We start from the raw sequence: 15,535 nt of genomic DNA, 5'->3' as shown, positions 1-15,535 counted from the left end.
CCGGCAGCGGCCGGGCGTTCTGGGGCGTGCGAGGGCGTGACTACTCGTCGCAGTTGGTGCACACCCCGATCATCATGCCGGTGAAGTCGCCGCCGTCCGAGTTCTCGCCGCTGGCACTGAGCACGATCAGGCGTTCACCTTCCTGTACGTAGCCGTCGGCAGTGAAGGTCAGCACGCCGCCATCGTTGTTGCTTTGCACGGCTTGCAGCTGCAGAGCGCCGTCGTCGAAGGCCGTATCGAATGCCAGGGTGAACTGTTCATTGAGACTGGACTCGGCAAAGCCGTACTCGGTCACCTGCTGCCAGTGCCAAGCAGCGGTCATTTCTGCATTGCCCTCTGCGTCAAAGCGCAGGCTGCCAGCGTTCAGCCGTGTTGGCTCGACCAGACCGGCTTCGGCGTACAAACCCATGGCCATCAGGCGGTACTCGCGGTTGGCCAGGTTGTTGGTGCTGGCGGGTTTGACGGCCAGCAGCATTTGACGGTAGTGCTGCTGCTCGTCGTTCTCTTCGATGCCCCCGTCGCTGTCGGTCTGTTCGGTGCTCAGCAACAGTGTGCGCCCATCCGGCGAGGCGTAGCCTTCCAGCGCTTCATCCAGTACCAGTTTGCCGTCGCTGGCAACGCTGAGCGGAAAGCTGCCGCTTTCTCCGACGTTCGGGTCGTCCCAGTCCCAGCCCTCGTCGCCCTGGCAGGCCTGGTAGTTAAAGCGGTCGAACTGGTAGCTGACCAGCTGCGGATTGATCTCCAGTGTGCGGCGACCTTGCTCGCAATAGGTCCCCAGAGAGCCGTCGATATCGAGCAGGTTGTTGTAGACGTAGATATCCAGATCGCTGTCACCGGCTTCGAACAGCAGCTCGATGACGCCATACGCGCCGTCAAGCGCAGGTGTTTGGCTGGCGCGGCGCAGCATCACATCCAGGGTATGGTTGAGCACTTGCAGTTGCGGTGTATTGGTGTCGTCGCGCACCTCGCGGGTGTAGAACTGGGAGCCGACCATCACATCCAGCGGCGAACTGGATGGGCCGGCTGCGGTGAAGCGTATGGCACTGCTGTACTCGCGCTCGATACAGGCGGCGGCTTGCGTTTCGCAGGCCGCTACATCGTCACTGTCCTTCTCGTAGTCTTCCACCTCTTCGTCTTCGGCAAACAGGATGCCGCGCGCGTCGGCGCTGAAATTGCCGCTCTCGGCGTCGTTGTCGAGCCAAACCTCGGACGATGCGCTGCTGTAGGCGCCGAGGCCAACCACTATCTCCATTTCCTTGACGCTGTCGGCCGCGATGCTGAAGGTGCCGTTGCTGCCGGTGATGTCCAGCTCAACTGCGCTGTTACGGTTGCCGCCGAGCAGAATGCCGGAGCCAAGGTCGGCGTATCCGCCGACGGTCATGTTCTCTCCATAGTAGCCGCCGGACGCCTGGTTGGCTGCCGTGCTGTCGAGTGCGGGGGCTGCTTTGTCGTCCAGTTGCTGCTCAATGGTGGCTGACAGCCTGGCGCTGACCTGATCCAGCAGTTGCTCGGTGCTGGAGCTACTGTTGATGGCTAGCTCCAGTTCAGCCTGTACCGCCGGGTCGTTGGCCATCTCCAGCACCGCTTCGATGATCTGGTCGACCTCTTCCAGTGTCAGCTGGTCGAATTGCGCCGTGCGACTGGCAATCTGCTGGGTGACGAAGGTGGTCAGCGGGTTAGCGAACAGGTCAGAGCGGGTAGTTGGTGTGGTGTAGCTGACACCGCTGGGCAGTGGCACTTCGATGTAGCTGTTGATACGTGAGCCGAAGGGCAGGGTGAGGGTGTAGCCGTTGCCTTCGCCGTCGGCTTCGGCAGTGAAGTCGTCCGCGCCGAGTTCGACTAGGCTGCCGTCGGGCTCGATGGTAATCACGCGGAAGGTGCTCGGATCGAGGTCGTCAAAGGTGTCTGCCAGCGCGGGGGTAATCAGGAAGTCGATCAGCGCGGCAACCAGGCGGTCCTGCGGGGTCACTGGCGCTGCCGTGACGGCGGTTGGTGTGCCGACGGTCAGGTTAAAGGTGGTGGTTGCTGGGGCGCCACCGCCACCGCCACCGCCACCGCCACCACCGCCACCACAGGCGGTCAGTGTCAGGGCAGACGAAATTGCGAGGGCCAGCGGCCATTTCCTGTAGCTGTGCATACGGTAGTCCCTTGATGTGAGTAGGTGCTCACGGGACTGTAGGTGGGGCGAGAGAGTGGCGTCATACCCAATAGTGGGTATTTGCCATTAGCGTACCCAGATTTGGGTACGCGTAGAGGTCAGTCCTTGAAAGTGCCTTTGGGCAATGTGACCAAGCGTGTGTCGGAGGCAATGTCGTGCCAGGTACGCGACTCCCTGTCCCACAGTTGCCATAAAAATCCGAGGCCGCCGCATAGCCAGGAAAGCTGCGCAACAGCGAGGCGAACTAGCGCTTGGCGTCCGGAAATGGAGCGGCCGTCCGGCTGCTGCAGGCGAATGCGCCAGGCCTGCATGCCAAGCGACTGGCCCTTTTTGGTCCAGAACCAGCTGTAGAAGCCGATGGTGATCAGCACAACGACCAGAGTCAGTATCGGGTCACCGACGTAGGCGCCTTGCTCGGCTTCGGCGTGGGCTGCAGCCTCGCCGCTGATCCAGATGTGCACGCTAAGATAGATCAGGGTCGCGACCATCAGCGCCGCCAGCAGCAGCAAGAGGTCGTAGCCTGCGGCGAATAGTCGGCGGAAGAGGCCGGTCGGTGGAAAGTCGCCGATCGGTTGCAGCTGCTTGACGCTCATGGGTTAGCCCTGACGTCGGGTCAGCGGGGTGCCGGCGAAGCTGACCTTGGCCAGACCGCCCTGCATCAGCGAACGAATGTTGGCGTGGTCGCTACCTTCCGGGGTCTGCAGCACCGAGCGGTAGTGCTCGGCAAAGCATTGCAGCGCCTGCTCATCACTCAAACCCAAATCCAGCGACATCGCGAGCACCTTGCAGGAGCCCTGATTCTGTTCGGCGCTGTTGTGTACCGGACCGTTATCGAAGGCGGTGGGCTGGTGTTCGTAGGTCGCGTCGATAAAGGCCAGGGTCTCGGCAAACTGATGCTCGGGGTTGCCCAATCGGGCGATGAACTGCTCGGAGGTCATGCTTTGTCCTGTTTCTGTGCCTTGTCTAAGGCGGCTTGCTGTTCGGGTGTCGCGTCGGTCTGATACTTCGCCTTCCAGTCGGCGTAGGGCATGCCGTAGACCGCTTCGCGGGCTTCATCCATGCTCAGGTCGATTTCCATGTCGTCGGCGGCTGCCTTGTACCATTTGGACAGGCAGTTGCGGCAAAAACCGGCGAGGGTCATCAGGTCAATGTTCTGCACATCCTTGCGGTTGCGCAGGTGGCTGACAAGGTTGCGGAAGGCGGCAGCTTCCAGTTCGAGACGCTCCTGCTTGGTCATGAGCGGGTTTCCTTCATGCGACTGTGGCGGGGCTTGGCGCGCTGCTTCAGCGCACCGACTCTGAGCGCAAGGATAATTGGCATCCGGGTATTGTCAATCAGCCTCAGGCGCGCGCGGCACTGAGGGTGATGGATACTGACTCGGCAAAGCGCAGCGCATGAGGCTTGTCGACTTCCACCTCGGCATAGCGCACCTGCTCGTGCTGCATGACGATGTCGAGCAGCTCCTGGGTCAGACGTTCGAGCAGCGCAAAGCGATTTTCCTCGACATGGCGGATCATCGCTTTGGTGATGGTCCGATAGTTCAGTGCCTGTTCGATCTGGTTGACGCTGACCGCATCGGCCGCCGGATACAGAATGGTGGCGTTGATCAGGATGTCCTGCTGGTTGAGGATTTCCTCTTCCTTGATACCGATATAAGTGCGCAGGCGCAGATCCTTGATGCGGATACGCGCCAGTCCCGGAGGCAGCTGGTTCATGGTCAGTTGCTCCGACTGATCAGTTGCAGGAACTCCTGGCGGGTGTTGACCGACTCGCGAAAGGCGCCAAGCATCACCGAGCTGTGCATTGAGGAGTTCTGTTTCTCCACACCGCGCATCATCATGCACATGTGCTTGGCCTCGATCACCACAGCTACCCCCTTGGCGTTGGTAACCTGCTGGATCGCCTCGGCAATTTGCCGGGTCAGGTTTTCCTGAATTTGCAGGCGGCGGGCGAACATGTCGACGATTCGCGCGACCTTGGACAGGCCGATGACCTTGCCGGTCGGGATGTAGGCGACGTGTGCCTTGCCGATGAACGGCAGCATGTGGTGCTCGCACAGTGAGTACAGTTCAATGTCCTTGACGATCACCATTTCGTCGTTGTCGGAGTCGAACAGTGCACCGTTGACGATTTCCTCCAGTGACTGCGTGTAGCCGCGACAGAGGAATTGCATGGCCTTGGCTGCGCGCTCAGGCGTGCCCTTGAGGCCGTCACGCTCTGGTTGCTCACCCAGGTTGCTAAGGATGTCGAGGTAGTTGTTCGTCAGTTTTTCCAGGCTCATGGCGTTGTCTCGTCGCTTACTTGAGATGCCGGCCGCCGTTCAGCGGCAGGCAGCTTCCGGTGATATAGGGGTTGTCCATCAGGTAACGAATGGACTGGTAGACGACATCCGGTCCGGGCTCGATGCCCATTGCCGACTTGGTCAGCGCACGGGCGCGGTAGTCGGCATCGTCCTCGGGGTTGAACATGATCAACGCTGGTGCGATGGCGTTGACCTTGATTGCGGGTGCCAGGCTGGCAGCAAAGGAGCGGGTCAGGCCGTCTAGGCCGCTCTTGGTGGCGCAGTAGCCGATGTGGCGGGCGCTGCCCTTGCGGGTAACATCATCGCCAAGATGGATGATGTCGGCTGGCGCCCCGGGTACGAACAGGTTATTGCACTGCTGGTTGATCAGATACGGTGCCTGCATGTGAACCATGAACATCTGCTGCAGCGCATCGGCACCGTCGCTGTCGTCCAGCCACAACGACGCATTGTGGATGATCGCCCGCAGGCGTGGCGCGCGGGCCTGAAGCTCATTGATGAACTGCTGGATTCCACCGGCGGTTGAGAAATCGGCCAGCATTGGCTCGATGCCCTCAGCTAGAGGCTGGTGCTGCCACTCGCTGCGCACCCGACGGCAGGTAATCAGCACTTTGAAGCCGTCATCGGCCAGACGCTCGGCGCAGTGCAGCCCGATACGCTGGGCAGCACCGGTGATCAGAATGGTGTCAGGCGCTGCCGGTATGGGCGGCGTACTCGTCTGCATGCAGTTCAAATTCCTTGGTCCGCCGTCGCGGAAAGCCCTTGTTCAGGCGTTTACAGCGGGGCATGTTAACACGCTCGAACGTGACGGTTGGATAACTTGATGTAACAAGTCAGTACCGGGTGGTGGTTCATGTACAATACCGGTATAAGTTGTCCCACTGGCCCCCGGATCGTGATAGCGACCTTCCAAGGACATGACACGATGAATCACGCAACTGACGGCGAACAGTCAATGGCCCTCGAAACCCTGTACCCGATCCGCGAAGTTTCGCGGTTAACGGGCGTCAATCCGATCACTCTGCGCGCCTGGGAGCGACGCTACGGCTTGCTGGTGCCGCATCGTACAGACAGTGGGCATCGTCTTTACTCCCAGCGTGACATTGAACGGGTTCAGGCGATCACCAGCTGGATCGCCAAGGGCGTCGCAGTCAGTAAGGTCGCCTCGATTATTGATCGCGACGAGCTGGAGGCCCCGCAGCCAGCCGTTTCGCCGGAGCCGCCCTCGGCGCTGGAGCAGTGGCAGGGCGCTTTGGATGAAGCGCTTCACGCGTTTGATCTCAGCCTGCTGGAGCGACGGTACGAGCAAATGCTGGCTGCCATGCCGCTGGCGTCGGCGCTGACGGGCGTGCTGTTGCCTCTGCTGCAACGGCAAAGGCGTGGCGGCGCATCTGCGTTGTTATTGGATGGTATGTTGCGTGGTCGGTTGCTGCAGCGATGTGGGCATCGTGAAGACGGCCGTCCAACCGTGCTGCTGGTCAACCTGCAGGGCACCGAGGTGGAGGTCGAGGCGTTGAGCACTGCTGCACTGGTTGCCGAGGCGCAGGTGAACGTGGGCTTTCTGTCGGCGATGCCGGATGCTGCAAGTGTGCTGATGGCTGCGGAGCAATCAGCCTGTCAGCTGTTGGTGCTGTTCAGTGAGGGGCCGCTGGAGTCGTCCATGTTGCAGCGGCAGTTAGTCATGCTCAATCAGCATCTGGACTGTGATCTGGCGTTAGCGGGAGGCTGCTGTGCGCTGCAGAGCGATGTGCTTGCGGCAACGGGGGTACACCGCCTCGGTGTGCTGGGAGCGGACCTCGGGAGTCGGGTGCAATTGCTGCTGGCCGGGCAGCTGGATAGCTGAGACCCGGGCTCTCAGTTACCTGTGCGCAGAGCGTCCAGCTCTTTTTGCAGCGCATCTGCACGCTGCTCGGCTTCAACCCGAGCTGTGACGTCTTTCTGAATGCCGATGAAGTAGGTCAACTGGTCGGTTTCATTGAGCACAGGGGTCACGGAAAGCTCATTCCAGAACAGACTGCCGTCCTTGCGATAATTACGCAGCGTGACCTGGCATGGCTGGCCTGCGCGAATCGCGTCGCGGAGCTGCCGCAGGGCTTCTTGATCACGGTCATCGCCCTGCAGAAAGCGGCAGTCCTGATAGAGAATCTCGTCGGCACTGTAGCCGGTCAGCGCTTCAAACGCCGGATTCACATAAATGAGGATGTTGTCGTCACCTTCCTGCTCTGCAACGACGATACCGTCGTTGGAGGCGTTGACGACCAGCTGCAGCAGCTTCGCGTTGATCATGCCTTACCTGTCCGTGTTGCGTGTCGGCCCATTCTATAGCAAGGCCCGGGGCTGTCCAGAGCCCCGACAGTCATTAGCTGCTTGAGGCATAATGCCGCCTTGTGTCCAATTCGGGAGAATAGAATTCATGCATCTGGTGATCATCAGCGGTTCGGTCTTCGGTACCGCCAATCTGGTAGCAGACGAAGCCCAGGCGTTGTTTTCCAATGCAGGCCTGCAGGTCAGCCGCTTACAAACGCTGTCGCTCGATGCGCTCTTGGCACTGTCGCCGGATGCACTTCTGGTGTGCACCTCGACAACCGGGATGGGCGAGCTGCCGGATGCCCTGGTGCCACTTTTCCATGAAATGCGCGACCGCTTTCCGTTGCTGACCGGTAAACCATTTGGGGTCATTGCGCTGGGTGACTCGGCCTACGGAGACACCTTCTGCCTGGCCGGTGAGCAGTTCCGCGAGCTTTTAATCGAGTTGCAGGCTGTTGAGGCGTTGCCAATGCTGCGACTGGATGCCAGCGAAACCGTCACCCCCGAGACTGACGCAGAGCCCTGGCTGCAGGAGTTGGCCGGCGTGTTGCAGGGCTGAGGTTCAGTTATCGTTTGGCAGAGGGGCGCCACTGGCCAGTTGGGTCAGGTGGTCTTCCTCCAGCAGAATGATCTGGCCGTATTGGATCCTAAGCCAACCCAGACTCTCCAGACGCTTGAGCAGTTTGTTGATGCTCTGCCGCGAGCTGTTGAGCATTTGCCCCAATGCCTCCTGTGACAGCTGCACACACGGCCAGCGGCCTTCATCGTCGGTCTGGCCGTAGTTATGTGCGTGCATCAACAGCCGCTTGGCCAGGCGCGAGGAGAGCGGCAGCAGCGCGCTGTCTTCGAGCATGGCGAAGGAAATGCGGATGCGTCGACAGAGGATACGCATGAACATCGGGTAAAGCTCAGGCCGGCGCTCCAGCATTTGGTGGAAAGCGGGACGGGGAATCATCAGCAGTTCAGTCGGGCCGCTGGCGACGGTATCGTGTGAACGCGGCAGTCCATCGAACAGAGAAATCTCGCCGAACCAACTGCCGGGGCTCAGAATCGCCAGAATGGCTTCACGTCCATCCTGGCCGATATTGCTGATGCGCGCGCTGCCGCTGATGACGCCGTATAGTCCGTCCGGCTGATCGTCCTTGGCGTAGACAAATTCGCCGTCGTGCAGAGTGCGTACTCGCGCCAGCGCCAGTAGCTCGTCCAGCACATCCTGCGGCAGTTCGCCGAACCAGCGATTTTGCTGCAACAGCTTTGCCAGCTGCGGGTTGTTGCCCATCTCGGACACTGTAATGTGTTTGACAGTCCGCTTCGCCGTCACCGTCTAGACTCCACTCATACCGAACGTCCCACAGTATGCCGCATGAGCGCTGGGGATGTCCTGTAGCGTCAGCAGCCCGCGTGGGCACAATTACATTATTCCAACAATAGAGGATTACCCCATGAACGCAGTTCATTCTCTGCCCGAGACCAGCCTGAAGAACAAGGTCAGCGCCGAAGAGTGGCAGGTGCGTGTTGAGCTGGCCGCCGGCTACCGCCTGATTGCCATGTACGGCTGGGACGACCTGGTCTTCACTCATATCTCCGCCAAGATTCCGGGCACCGAACACTTCCTGATCAACCCCTACGGTCTGATGTTCGACGAAGTGACCGCCTCCAATCTGGTCAAGATCGACCTGCAGGGCAACAAGGTTGAAGAGTCTCCGTACAACGTCAACCCGGCCGGTTTCACCATCCATAGCGCGATCCACGAAGTGCGCCACGACGCCAACTGCGTCCTGCACACGCACACCGCTGCGGGTATTGCCGTGTCGATCCAGAAGGAAGGCATTCTGCCGATTTCCCAGCAGTCCATCTTTGTTCTGAGCAGCCTGGCCTACCACCACTACGAGGGTGTTGCGCTGAACCACGAAGAGAAGCCGCGTCTGCAGGCTGATCTGGGTAACGCCAACTATCTGGTGCTGCATAACCACGGCCTGCTGACTTGTGGCAAGACTGTTGCTGATGCCTTCCTGAACATGTACACCATGCAGCGCTGCTGTGAAATTCAGGTGCGTGCCCAGGCGCAGAACGCTGAACTGATCCCGGTTGCCCAGTCTGTTCTGGACGGCGCGGCTGCCAGCGTCAAGAAAGCGACCAACGGCGCTGGCGCGAACATCGCCTGGCCTGCGCTGCTGCGCAAACTGGATCGCGTCAACCCGGGTTACGACCAGTAAGAGGTGTCGTTCACTGGCATTTCCCTGGACGACTGGCTCGCCCAGGGGCAGGTGTTCCGTTATCGCGGACATCAGATTCGCTGGTGGGAAGCAGGGGCGGGTGAGCCGCTCCTGTTGATCCACGGGTTCCCCTCAGGATCATGGGACTGGCACTACCTCTGGCAGGCGCTCGCCGAGCGTTACCGGGTGGTTGCGCTGGACATGATCGGCTTTGCCTTCTCCGATAAGCCCCGTCATTACCCCTATAACCTGATTGATCAGGCTGACCTGCAGCAGGCGTTGATGCAGCGTCTGGGCATTGAGCACTATCACGTGCTGGCGCATGACTACGGTGACAGCGTGGCGCAGGAGTTGCTGGCGCGGCACGAGCAAGGGCCGGGGTTTTTGCGCTCGATGTGCTTCCTGAACGGCGGGCTATTTCCGGAGACGCACCATCCGGTGTTGCTGCAGAAGCTGCTGATGAGCCCGATTGGGCCATTCATCGGCAGTCGCTACAGCAAGGAGCGTATGGCTCGGACCTTCGCCAGCATCTTTGGACCGCAGACGCCGCCTGATGAACGTGAGCTGGACGGCTTCTGGCGCATGATCGAGTTCAATCAGGGCCCGAAAATCATGCATCGGCTGATTCGTTACATGGTGGATCGCCGTGTCCATCGTGATCGCTGGGTGCAGGCAATGCAGTCTACCCGCTTGCCGCTGCGCGTCATTGATGGCGCGGTTGATCCGGTGTCGGGTGCTCATATGGTTGAGCGCTATCGGCAGTTGATCCCGGACCCGGATACGGTGCTGCTACCGCACATTGGCCACTATCCGCAGGTAGAGGCGCCGGAGTTGGTGTTACAGCACTACTTGGCGTTTCGACAGCAGCGAGTGGATACGGCAGCACAAATAACGACCCCGGCCTGAGCCGGGGTTGTTGTTCTCAGGCTTGTTCTTCGCGCAGAAAAACCAGCTGATTCTCGCTGCTGGCGGCGGCGTCGAAGTGGTAGCCATCCAGATTGAAGTCCTTCAAGCCTTCCGGATCCTGCAGTCGTTCCTTGATGATGTAGTGCGCCATCAGGCCGCGGGCCTTCTTGGCGTAGAAGCTGATGATCTTGTACTGGCCGTTTTTCTGGTCCTTGAACACGGTGTTGATGACTCGGGCGTTAAGTGCCTTGGGTTTGACGGCGCCGAAGTACTCCTGCGAGGCTAGATTGACCAGTACCTGATCACCCTGCGCTGCCAGGTCGTCGTTCAGCCACTGGCTGATCCGCTCACCCCAGAAGGCGTAGAGATCCTTGCCGCGCGCGTTGGCCAGTTTGGTGCCCATTTCCAGGCGGTAGGGTTGCATCAGGTCCAGCGGACGCAGCAGGCCATACAGGCCTGACAGCATGCGCAGATGCTGCTGGGCGAAAGCGAAATCGTCGGCGTTGAAGTCTTCGGGATTCAGTCCGGTGTATACGTCGCCCTTGAACGCCAGCAGCGCCTGCTTGGCGTTCTGCGGAGTGCTCTGGGGTTCCCAGCTGCCGTAGCGGGCGACGTTGAGACTCGCCAGCTTGTCCGACAGCGACATCAGCTTGGCGATATCCTGTGGCGACTTTTCGCGCAGCACCTCGATCAGCTCGGCGCTGTGCTCGACAAAGCGCGGTTGGGTGCTCTGTTCGATGACCGGCGGGGTGTCGTAATCGAGGGTCTTGGCGGGGGAAATCACCATCAGCATGAGTGCGCTCCTGTTTGCAGATTGGCCGCATTATGCCGCAAAGCAGGGTGATGCGCCCGCATGGGGTTGATAGCCTTGAACTATCGAAGCAGGACAAGCGCCCCCGGCCTGTGGATGACCGAGGGCGTTTCGCTCAGAGGTGGTTTTCTGCGTACTCAGCCAGTGCCGAGCGCGGTACGCCCTGCAGATGGATGTGTACACCGTGGGGAAAGTCTTTGAAGCATTCGGTCAGATAGGTCAGGCCTGAGCTGGTAGCGTTGAGGTAAGGGGTATCGATCTGCGCCAGGTTGCCAAGGCAGATCACCTTCGAGCCGTTGCCGGCGCGGGTGATGATGGTCTTGATCTGGTGCGGAGTCAGGTTCTGGCTTTCATCAATAAGGATGAAGCTCTGCTGGAAGCTGCGACCGCGAATGTAGTTCAGGGATTTGAACTGCAGCGGGACGCGATCGAGGATGTACTCCACGCTGCCGTGGGTGCTCTCGTCATCCATATGCAGGGCTTCAAGGTTATCGGTGATCGCGCCGAGCCAGGGTTCCATCTTCTCCTTCTCGGTACCCGGCAAGAAGCCGATGTCTTCGTCCAGCCCCTGGGTGCTGCGGGTGGCGATGATGCGGCGGTAGGTTTTGGTGACCATGGTCTGCTCGATGGCCGCAGCCAGCGCCAGAATGGTCTTGCCCGAGCCGGCGGCACCGGTGAGGTTGACCAGATGGATATCCGGGTCCATCAGTGCGTACATCGCCAGGGCTTGGAAGATGTCTCGCGGACGCAGCCCCCAGCACTCCTGATGCAGCATGGGCTCCTGATGCAGATCGCGGATGGTCAGCTTGCCTCCGTCGATGCCCTTTACCCAGCCGATGAAGCCCTGGTCATCAATGATGAAGTCGTTGATGTGCAGCGCCGGCAGGTTGTCGGTCAGTTGAACCTCATGCACGGTCTGTCCGGTCAGTTGGCGGGTTTCAACCTTGGCGACACGCTCCCAGAACGAGCCTTCGATTTCGTGGTAACCACGGGCCAGCAGGGAAATGTCATCCAGCAACTGGTCGGTGTGGTAGTCCTCGGCATCAATGCCGCAGGCTCGTGCCTTCAGGCGCATGTTGATGTCTTTGGATACCAGCACGATGCGGCCATCAGAGTGCTGGCTTTGCAGCTGACAGAGTTGGTTGATGATCTTGTTGTCGTTGAGGTCGTTGGGCAGGCAGTGGGCAGGGATCGGGGCCTTGTCCATGAGGATGGCGAGTGTGCCGTTGGGGCCGAGCTTGCCTCGCTCAATGGGGACACCCTGTTCCACCTGGTCAGGTGGGGCGTCACCGAGGGTCTTGTCGATCAGCCGAATGGCCTGGCGACAGTCTGCTGCAGTGCTGGATTTGCCGGATTTGAGTTTGTCGAGTTCTTCCAGAACGGTCATCGGGATGATGACGTGGTGTTCTTCGAAGTTGAGCAGCGCGTTGGGATCGTGAATGAGAACGTTGGTATCAAGAACGTAGAAGGTGTGCTCTGTCGGTCCGCACGCTTCCATATGCTGTACCTCGCAGTGCCGGTGACGCGACTGTATCAGGCAGCATAGGCTGCGCCTGGCAGTCCACTGGGCCGGCTCGCACAGCGCTCGGGTATCAAGGGATCACTCGACGCAGTGGACCGGTTGATCGAGGTATAACGTAAACAGAATGACCTTCACAAGCACGAAAAAAGCCTGAGATAAAAAAAGTCGAAAATTGATCAAAGGGGCTGGGCAGCGGGCAAAAAGCCGGGATATAGTCATGGGCCCGGTCACTGAAAAGTGGCCGTTTTTTTTGCCCAAATGGTCAGTTTTTGAGGGTTTTAGAGTCGGTTGCGGCTCGGGCGAGCCGCAACCTGCGGGAGGTTAGTGACGACCTTGCGGGCGACCGCCACCACGGCGGCTGTTGCTGCCAGCCGAGCGGCGGCGGGCTGCTGCAGCGGCGGCTGCCTGTTCGGCTTCGTTGGCGTCCGTGGCCGCTTTTTCCTCGGCGCTTTGCTCGCGCTTTGGCACCGGCTTGAGGAAGCGCTCTTCCGGCGGCACACACTCCAGCTTGTTCCCCAGCAGTTCTTCGATTGGCGGTACCTGGAAGGCGTCGTCTTCACCCGCCAGACTGATGGACGTGCCCTTGGCGCCGGCGCGGCCGGTACGGCCGATACGGTGGACGTAGTCTTCCGGGTCTTCCGGCAGGGTGTAGTTCACCACGTGACTGATGCCATCAATGTGGATGCCGCGGCCTGCAACGTCGGTCGCGACCAGCACCTGCAGCTTGCCACTCTTGAAGTTCTCCAGTGTGCGTACGCGCTTTTGCTGCGGTACATCACCTGATAGCTGGGCCGCGTTGATGCCGTCGCGCATCAGGCGCTCTTGCACCCGGCGTACTTCGTCCTTGCGGTTGGCAAACACCATGACCCGGTCCAGTTCGAGCTGGGTGATCAGGTTGTAGAGCACTTTGTACTTGTCGCGGCCGCTGACGGCGTAGACCTTCTGGGTCACGTTTTCTGAGGCGGGGCGTTCGGGCTCGATCTCGACCACCGCTGGTTCGTGCGTCCACTGGCGGGCAAGGTTCATCACGTCATCGCTGAAGGTCGCGGAGAACAGCAGCGTCTGGCGGTCGCCCTTGCGCGGGGTTTGGCGAATGATTTGGCGTACCTGCGGGATAAAGCCCATGTCGAGCATGCGGTCGGCTTCGTCAAGGATCAGTACCTCGAGCAGGTCCAGATGCACTTCGCCGCGGTTGCAGAAGTCGAGCAGACGACCCGGAGTGGCGACCAGAATATCGCAGTAGCGCTGTTCCAGTTGCTTGAGTTGCTTGTCGATGTCCATGCCGCCAACGAAGGTCATGACGTTCAGCGGGCAGTGCTTGGTCAGCCCTTCGGCGTCGCTGGCAATTTGCATCACCAGCTCGCGGGTCGGCGCGATGATCAGCGCCCGTGGCTCGCCCATGTAACGCTCGTCCGGCGGCGGCGTTTCCAGCAACTGGGTAATGGTGGAGACCAGGAAGGCGGCGGTCTTGCCGGTACCGGTTTGCGCACGGCCGATGGCGTCATGGCCGCGCAGGGTACTGCCCAGCACGGCAGCCTGAATCGGGGTGCAGTAGCTGAAGCCTTGATCCTGAATGCCGCGCATCAGGCTGTCGGGCAGCGGGAAGTCGTGGAAGCGGGTTTTGCCCTCCGCCGGGGCGACCTGAAAGTCGTCGATGCTCCAAGGCTTTGCCGGAGCAGCTTGGGGCTTGGCCGGGCGCTTGCGGTCACGGTTGCGGGGCTTGCGCTCCCGGGTGCCGCTTTCGTTCTGTTTGGTAGCAGGGGCGGCTGCCGGCTGGCGGGGTGTGGTATCGGCCGCTTGCGGCGCCGGCTCTTCTGTCTTGCTAATCAGCTTTTTCAGTGCTTTGAGCACAGGCTTCTCTCGACTACATGGAAATTAAAGATCAGGCAGTGTAAAGCAAGGCCGCGCGTTCGCGAAGCCTTGCGGTTGTTTTTTGAACAGCTGTGACCGGCGCGTCAAGGCGTTTAACGGCTCAGAGGCCCAGGCGTTCGACCAGCCAGCGGCGGATATCGGCGATCTCGTCCATGCAGACCTCGTGGGCCATCGGGTACTCGTACCAGCGTGCGTGGTGACCGGCGGTCTGCATCAGGTCATGGGCTTCGCGGCCCATGGCCAGAGGTAGCACCTCGTCAAAACGGCCGTGGGCGCAGAACAGCTCGAGCGCCTGTTGCGCCGGGTGTTGTTGCAACAATTGATCAAGACCGGGGCCGTAGGTCGACAGGGCCATTACACCGCCCAGCGGCAGCTCGCTGCTGACCGCGGTGCACAATACGACGGCGCCACCCTGAGAGAAACCGGCGAGGATGATGTTTTCCAACGCAATACCCTGCGCGCACTGCTCGTCGATCAACTGGCGTACGAGCGCTACAGCTTCGTCCAAGTGGCCCTGGTTGATGGCGCGCGCTGGCGACATACCGAGAATGTCGTACCAGCAGGGCATCGGGAAGCCGCCGTTGATGGTAACCGGACGGGTAGGGGCCTGCGGGAAGATGAAGCGGATGGCGTGGTTAGCGGGCAGTTGCAGGGCTTCAACCACCGGCACGAAATCGTAGCAGTCGGCACCCAGACCGTGCAGCCAGATGACGCTGCGGGTAGCGGGGGTGGCGGGTTCGATGATGTGCGGTGACATGGGCGCTCCAGGCGAGAAAGGGATTTGGATGCCCTTTATACTGCTGTGCGCGGTCAATACCAAGTGCCAGAGCAGCCCGCTAGCTGGCGGGCTGCAGATTGCTCAGCGCGATCAGGCGCGGGACATGAATTTTCCGGATTCGGTGTTGATACGCAGCACTTCGCCGGTTTCCAAGTATTCGGGGATCTGGATTTCCAGGCCGGTGGCAAAGCGCGCGGTTTTGGTCCGTGCGCTGGCGGAAGAGCCCTTGATCGCGGGAGGGGTTTCCTCGATGGCCATTTCCACCACCGCAGGGAGTTCGATACCCACCAGGTTGCCTTCGACCAGCAGACCATACAGGCCCTCGATACCGTCGTGCAGGTAGGGCAGCTGATCTTCCAGTTGGTCGGCGGTCAGCGTGAACTGGGCGAAGTCTTCGTTATCCATGAAGGTGTAACCGTCGGCGTCCAGATAAAGGAACTGGACCGGACGCTTCTGGAAATCGATAAAAGTCAGGATGTCGTCGCCAGTAAAGCTCTGGTCGAGCTTCTGTTTGGTCTGCACATGATTGAAGCGCACTTTGTACAGCGTTGTGCCGCTGCGCGAGGAGGGGCTTTTCACCTCAATCTGACTGACGATGTACGGCTGGCTATTGATCTGGACGATATGGCCTTTTTTCAGTTCGGCGGCTTTGGGCATGACGGC

At 60.3% G+C, this 15,535-nt stretch carries 18 protein-coding genes; 4 read left to right on the top strand and 14 right to left on the bottom strand.

Annotated elements, in window-relative coordinates:
* Positions 1–40 precede the first annotated feature (40 nt).
* The 7 genes from AAFM31_RS08130 to folM all read right to left on the bottom strand — a co-directional run bounded on the left by AAFM31_RS08130 (position 41) and on the right by folM (position 5,163).
* Positions 41–2,137: a hypothetical protein gene (locus AAFM31_RS08130; RefSeq protein ID WP_341707416.1), complete on the bottom strand. Its 2,097-nt coding sequence runs from the start codon at positions 2,135–2,137 to the stop codon at positions 41–43.
* 119 nt (positions 2,138–2,256) lie between these two features.
* The gene (locus AAFM31_RS08125; RefSeq protein ID WP_341707415.1) at positions 2,257–2,751 is read right to left on the bottom strand and encodes an RDD family protein; all 495 of its coding nucleotides are present in this window, start codon (positions 2,749–2,751) and stop codon (positions 2,257–2,259) included.
* Positions 2,752–2,754: 3 nt separating this feature from the next.
* Positions 2,755–3,096: a HopJ type III effector protein gene (locus tag AAFM31_RS08120; RefSeq protein ID WP_341707414.1), complete on the bottom strand. Its 342-nt coding sequence runs from the start codon at positions 3,094–3,096 to the stop codon at positions 2,755–2,757.
* Complete coding sequence (locus AAFM31_RS08115; protein WP_341707413.1) at positions 3,093–3,395, bottom strand: DUF1244 domain-containing protein; 303 nt, start codon at positions 3,393–3,395, stop codon at positions 3,093–3,095. The genes AAFM31_RS08120 and AAFM31_RS08115 overlap by 4 nt, the downstream gene beginning before the upstream one ends.
* 103 nt (positions 3,396–3,498) lie before the next feature.
* The gene (gene folX / locus AAFM31_RS08110) at positions 3,499–3,873 is read right to left on the bottom strand and encodes a dihydroneopterin triphosphate 2'-epimerase (RefSeq protein ID WP_341707412.1); all 375 of its coding nucleotides are present in this window, start codon (positions 3,871–3,873) and stop codon (positions 3,499–3,501) included.
* Positions 3,874–3,875: 2 nt separating this feature from the next.
* The gene (folE, locus tag AAFM31_RS08105) at positions 3,876–4,439 is read right to left on the bottom strand and encodes a GTP cyclohydrolase I FolE (protein WP_341707411.1); all 564 of its coding nucleotides are present in this window, start codon (positions 4,437–4,439) and stop codon (positions 3,876–3,878) included.
* 16 nt (positions 4,440–4,455) lie between these two features.
* Positions 4,456–5,163: a dihydromonapterin reductase gene (gene folM, locus AAFM31_RS08100; protein ID WP_371833026.1), complete on the bottom strand. Its 708-nt coding sequence runs from the start codon at positions 5,161–5,163 to the stop codon at positions 4,456–4,458.
* Between the two features lie 222 nt (positions 5,164–5,385).
* On the opposite strand from folM, the gene AAFM31_RS08095 reads away from it, so the two are divergent.
* A complete protein-coding gene (locus AAFM31_RS08095; RefSeq protein ID WP_341707409.1) occupies positions 5,386–6,303 on the top strand; it encodes a MerR family transcriptional regulator in 918 nt (305 codons plus the stop codon).
* A gap of 11 nt (positions 6,304–6,314) precedes the next feature.
* Here AAFM31_RS08095 and AAFM31_RS08090 read toward each other — a convergent pair whose 3' ends face one another.
* Positions 6,315–6,746, bottom strand: a complete 432-nt coding sequence (locus tag AAFM31_RS08090) for a PAS domain-containing protein (RefSeq protein ID WP_341707408.1) — start codon at positions 6,744–6,746, stop codon at positions 6,315–6,317.
* A gap of 127 nt (positions 6,747–6,873) precedes the next feature.
* On the opposite strand from AAFM31_RS08090, the gene AAFM31_RS08085 reads away from it, so the two are divergent.
* Positions 6,874–7,326: a flavodoxin domain-containing protein gene (locus AAFM31_RS08085; RefSeq protein ID WP_341707407.1), complete on the top strand. Its 453-nt coding sequence runs from the start codon at positions 6,874–6,876 to the stop codon at positions 7,324–7,326.
* Positions 7,327–7,329: 3 nt separating this feature from the next.
* On the opposite strand, the gene AAFM31_RS08080 is transcribed toward AAFM31_RS08085, so the two are convergent.
* Positions 7,330–8,046: a Crp/Fnr family transcriptional regulator gene (locus AAFM31_RS08080; RefSeq protein WP_341707406.1), complete on the bottom strand. Its 717-nt coding sequence runs from the start codon at positions 8,044–8,046 to the stop codon at positions 7,330–7,332.
* Between the two features lie 163 nt (positions 8,047–8,209).
* Between AAFM31_RS08080 and AAFM31_RS08075 the strand changes: the two genes are divergently transcribed.
* Positions 8,210–8,983, top strand: a complete 774-nt coding sequence (locus AAFM31_RS08075) for a class II aldolase/adducin family protein (RefSeq protein ID WP_341707405.1) — start codon at positions 8,210–8,212, stop codon at positions 8,981–8,983.
* A 3-nt stretch (positions 8,984–8,986) separates the two neighbouring features.
* Positions 8,987–9,889 carry an alpha/beta hydrolase gene (locus tag AAFM31_RS08070; RefSeq protein WP_341707404.1) on the top strand — a complete coding sequence of 301 codons (903 nt, stop codon included), beginning with the start codon at positions 8,987–8,989 and terminating at the stop codon, positions 9,887–9,889.
* A 16-nt stretch (positions 9,890–9,905) separates the two neighbouring features.
* On the opposite strand, the gene yaaA is transcribed toward AAFM31_RS08070, so the two are convergent.
* The 5 genes from yaaA to yeiP form a co-directional block, all read right to left on the bottom strand.
* Positions 9,906–10,682, bottom strand: a complete 777-nt coding sequence (gene yaaA, locus AAFM31_RS08065) for a peroxide stress protein YaaA (RefSeq protein ID WP_341707403.1) — start codon at positions 10,680–10,682, stop codon at positions 9,906–9,908.
* Positions 10,683–10,815: 133 nt separating this feature from the next.
* Positions 10,816–12,198 (bottom strand): PhoH family protein, encoded by a 1,383-nt coding sequence (locus AAFM31_RS08060; RefSeq protein ID WP_341707402.1) that lies wholly within the window; start codon positions 12,196–12,198, stop codon positions 10,816–10,818.
* Positions 12,199–12,543: 345 nt separating this feature from the next.
* Entirely contained in the window at positions 12,544–14,073 is a 1,530-nt protein-coding gene (gene rhlB, locus AAFM31_RS08055) for an ATP-dependent RNA helicase RhlB (protein ID WP_341707401.1), read from the bottom strand.
* Positions 14,074–14,194: 121 nt separating this feature from the next.
* Positions 14,195–14,851, bottom strand: coding sequence for an alpha/beta hydrolase (locus tag AAFM31_RS08050; protein ID WP_341707400.1), 657 nt, complete (start codon positions 14,849–14,851; stop codon positions 14,195–14,197).
* A gap of 111 nt (positions 14,852–14,962) precedes the next feature.
* Entirely contained in the window at positions 14,963–15,529 is a 567-nt protein-coding gene (gene yeiP, locus AAFM31_RS08045; protein WP_341707399.1) for an elongation factor P-like protein YeiP, read from the bottom strand.
* Positions 15,530–15,535: the final 6 nt, after the last annotated feature.

The organism is Halopseudomonas sp. (assembly GCF_038130085.1).
Taxonomy (GTDB): domain Bacteria; phylum Pseudomonadota; class Gammaproteobacteria; order Pseudomonadales; family Pseudomonadaceae; genus Halopseudomonas.
The sequence above is the reverse complement of the archived record's forward strand: the minus strand, read 5'-3'. Positions and strand labels throughout refer to the sequence as shown.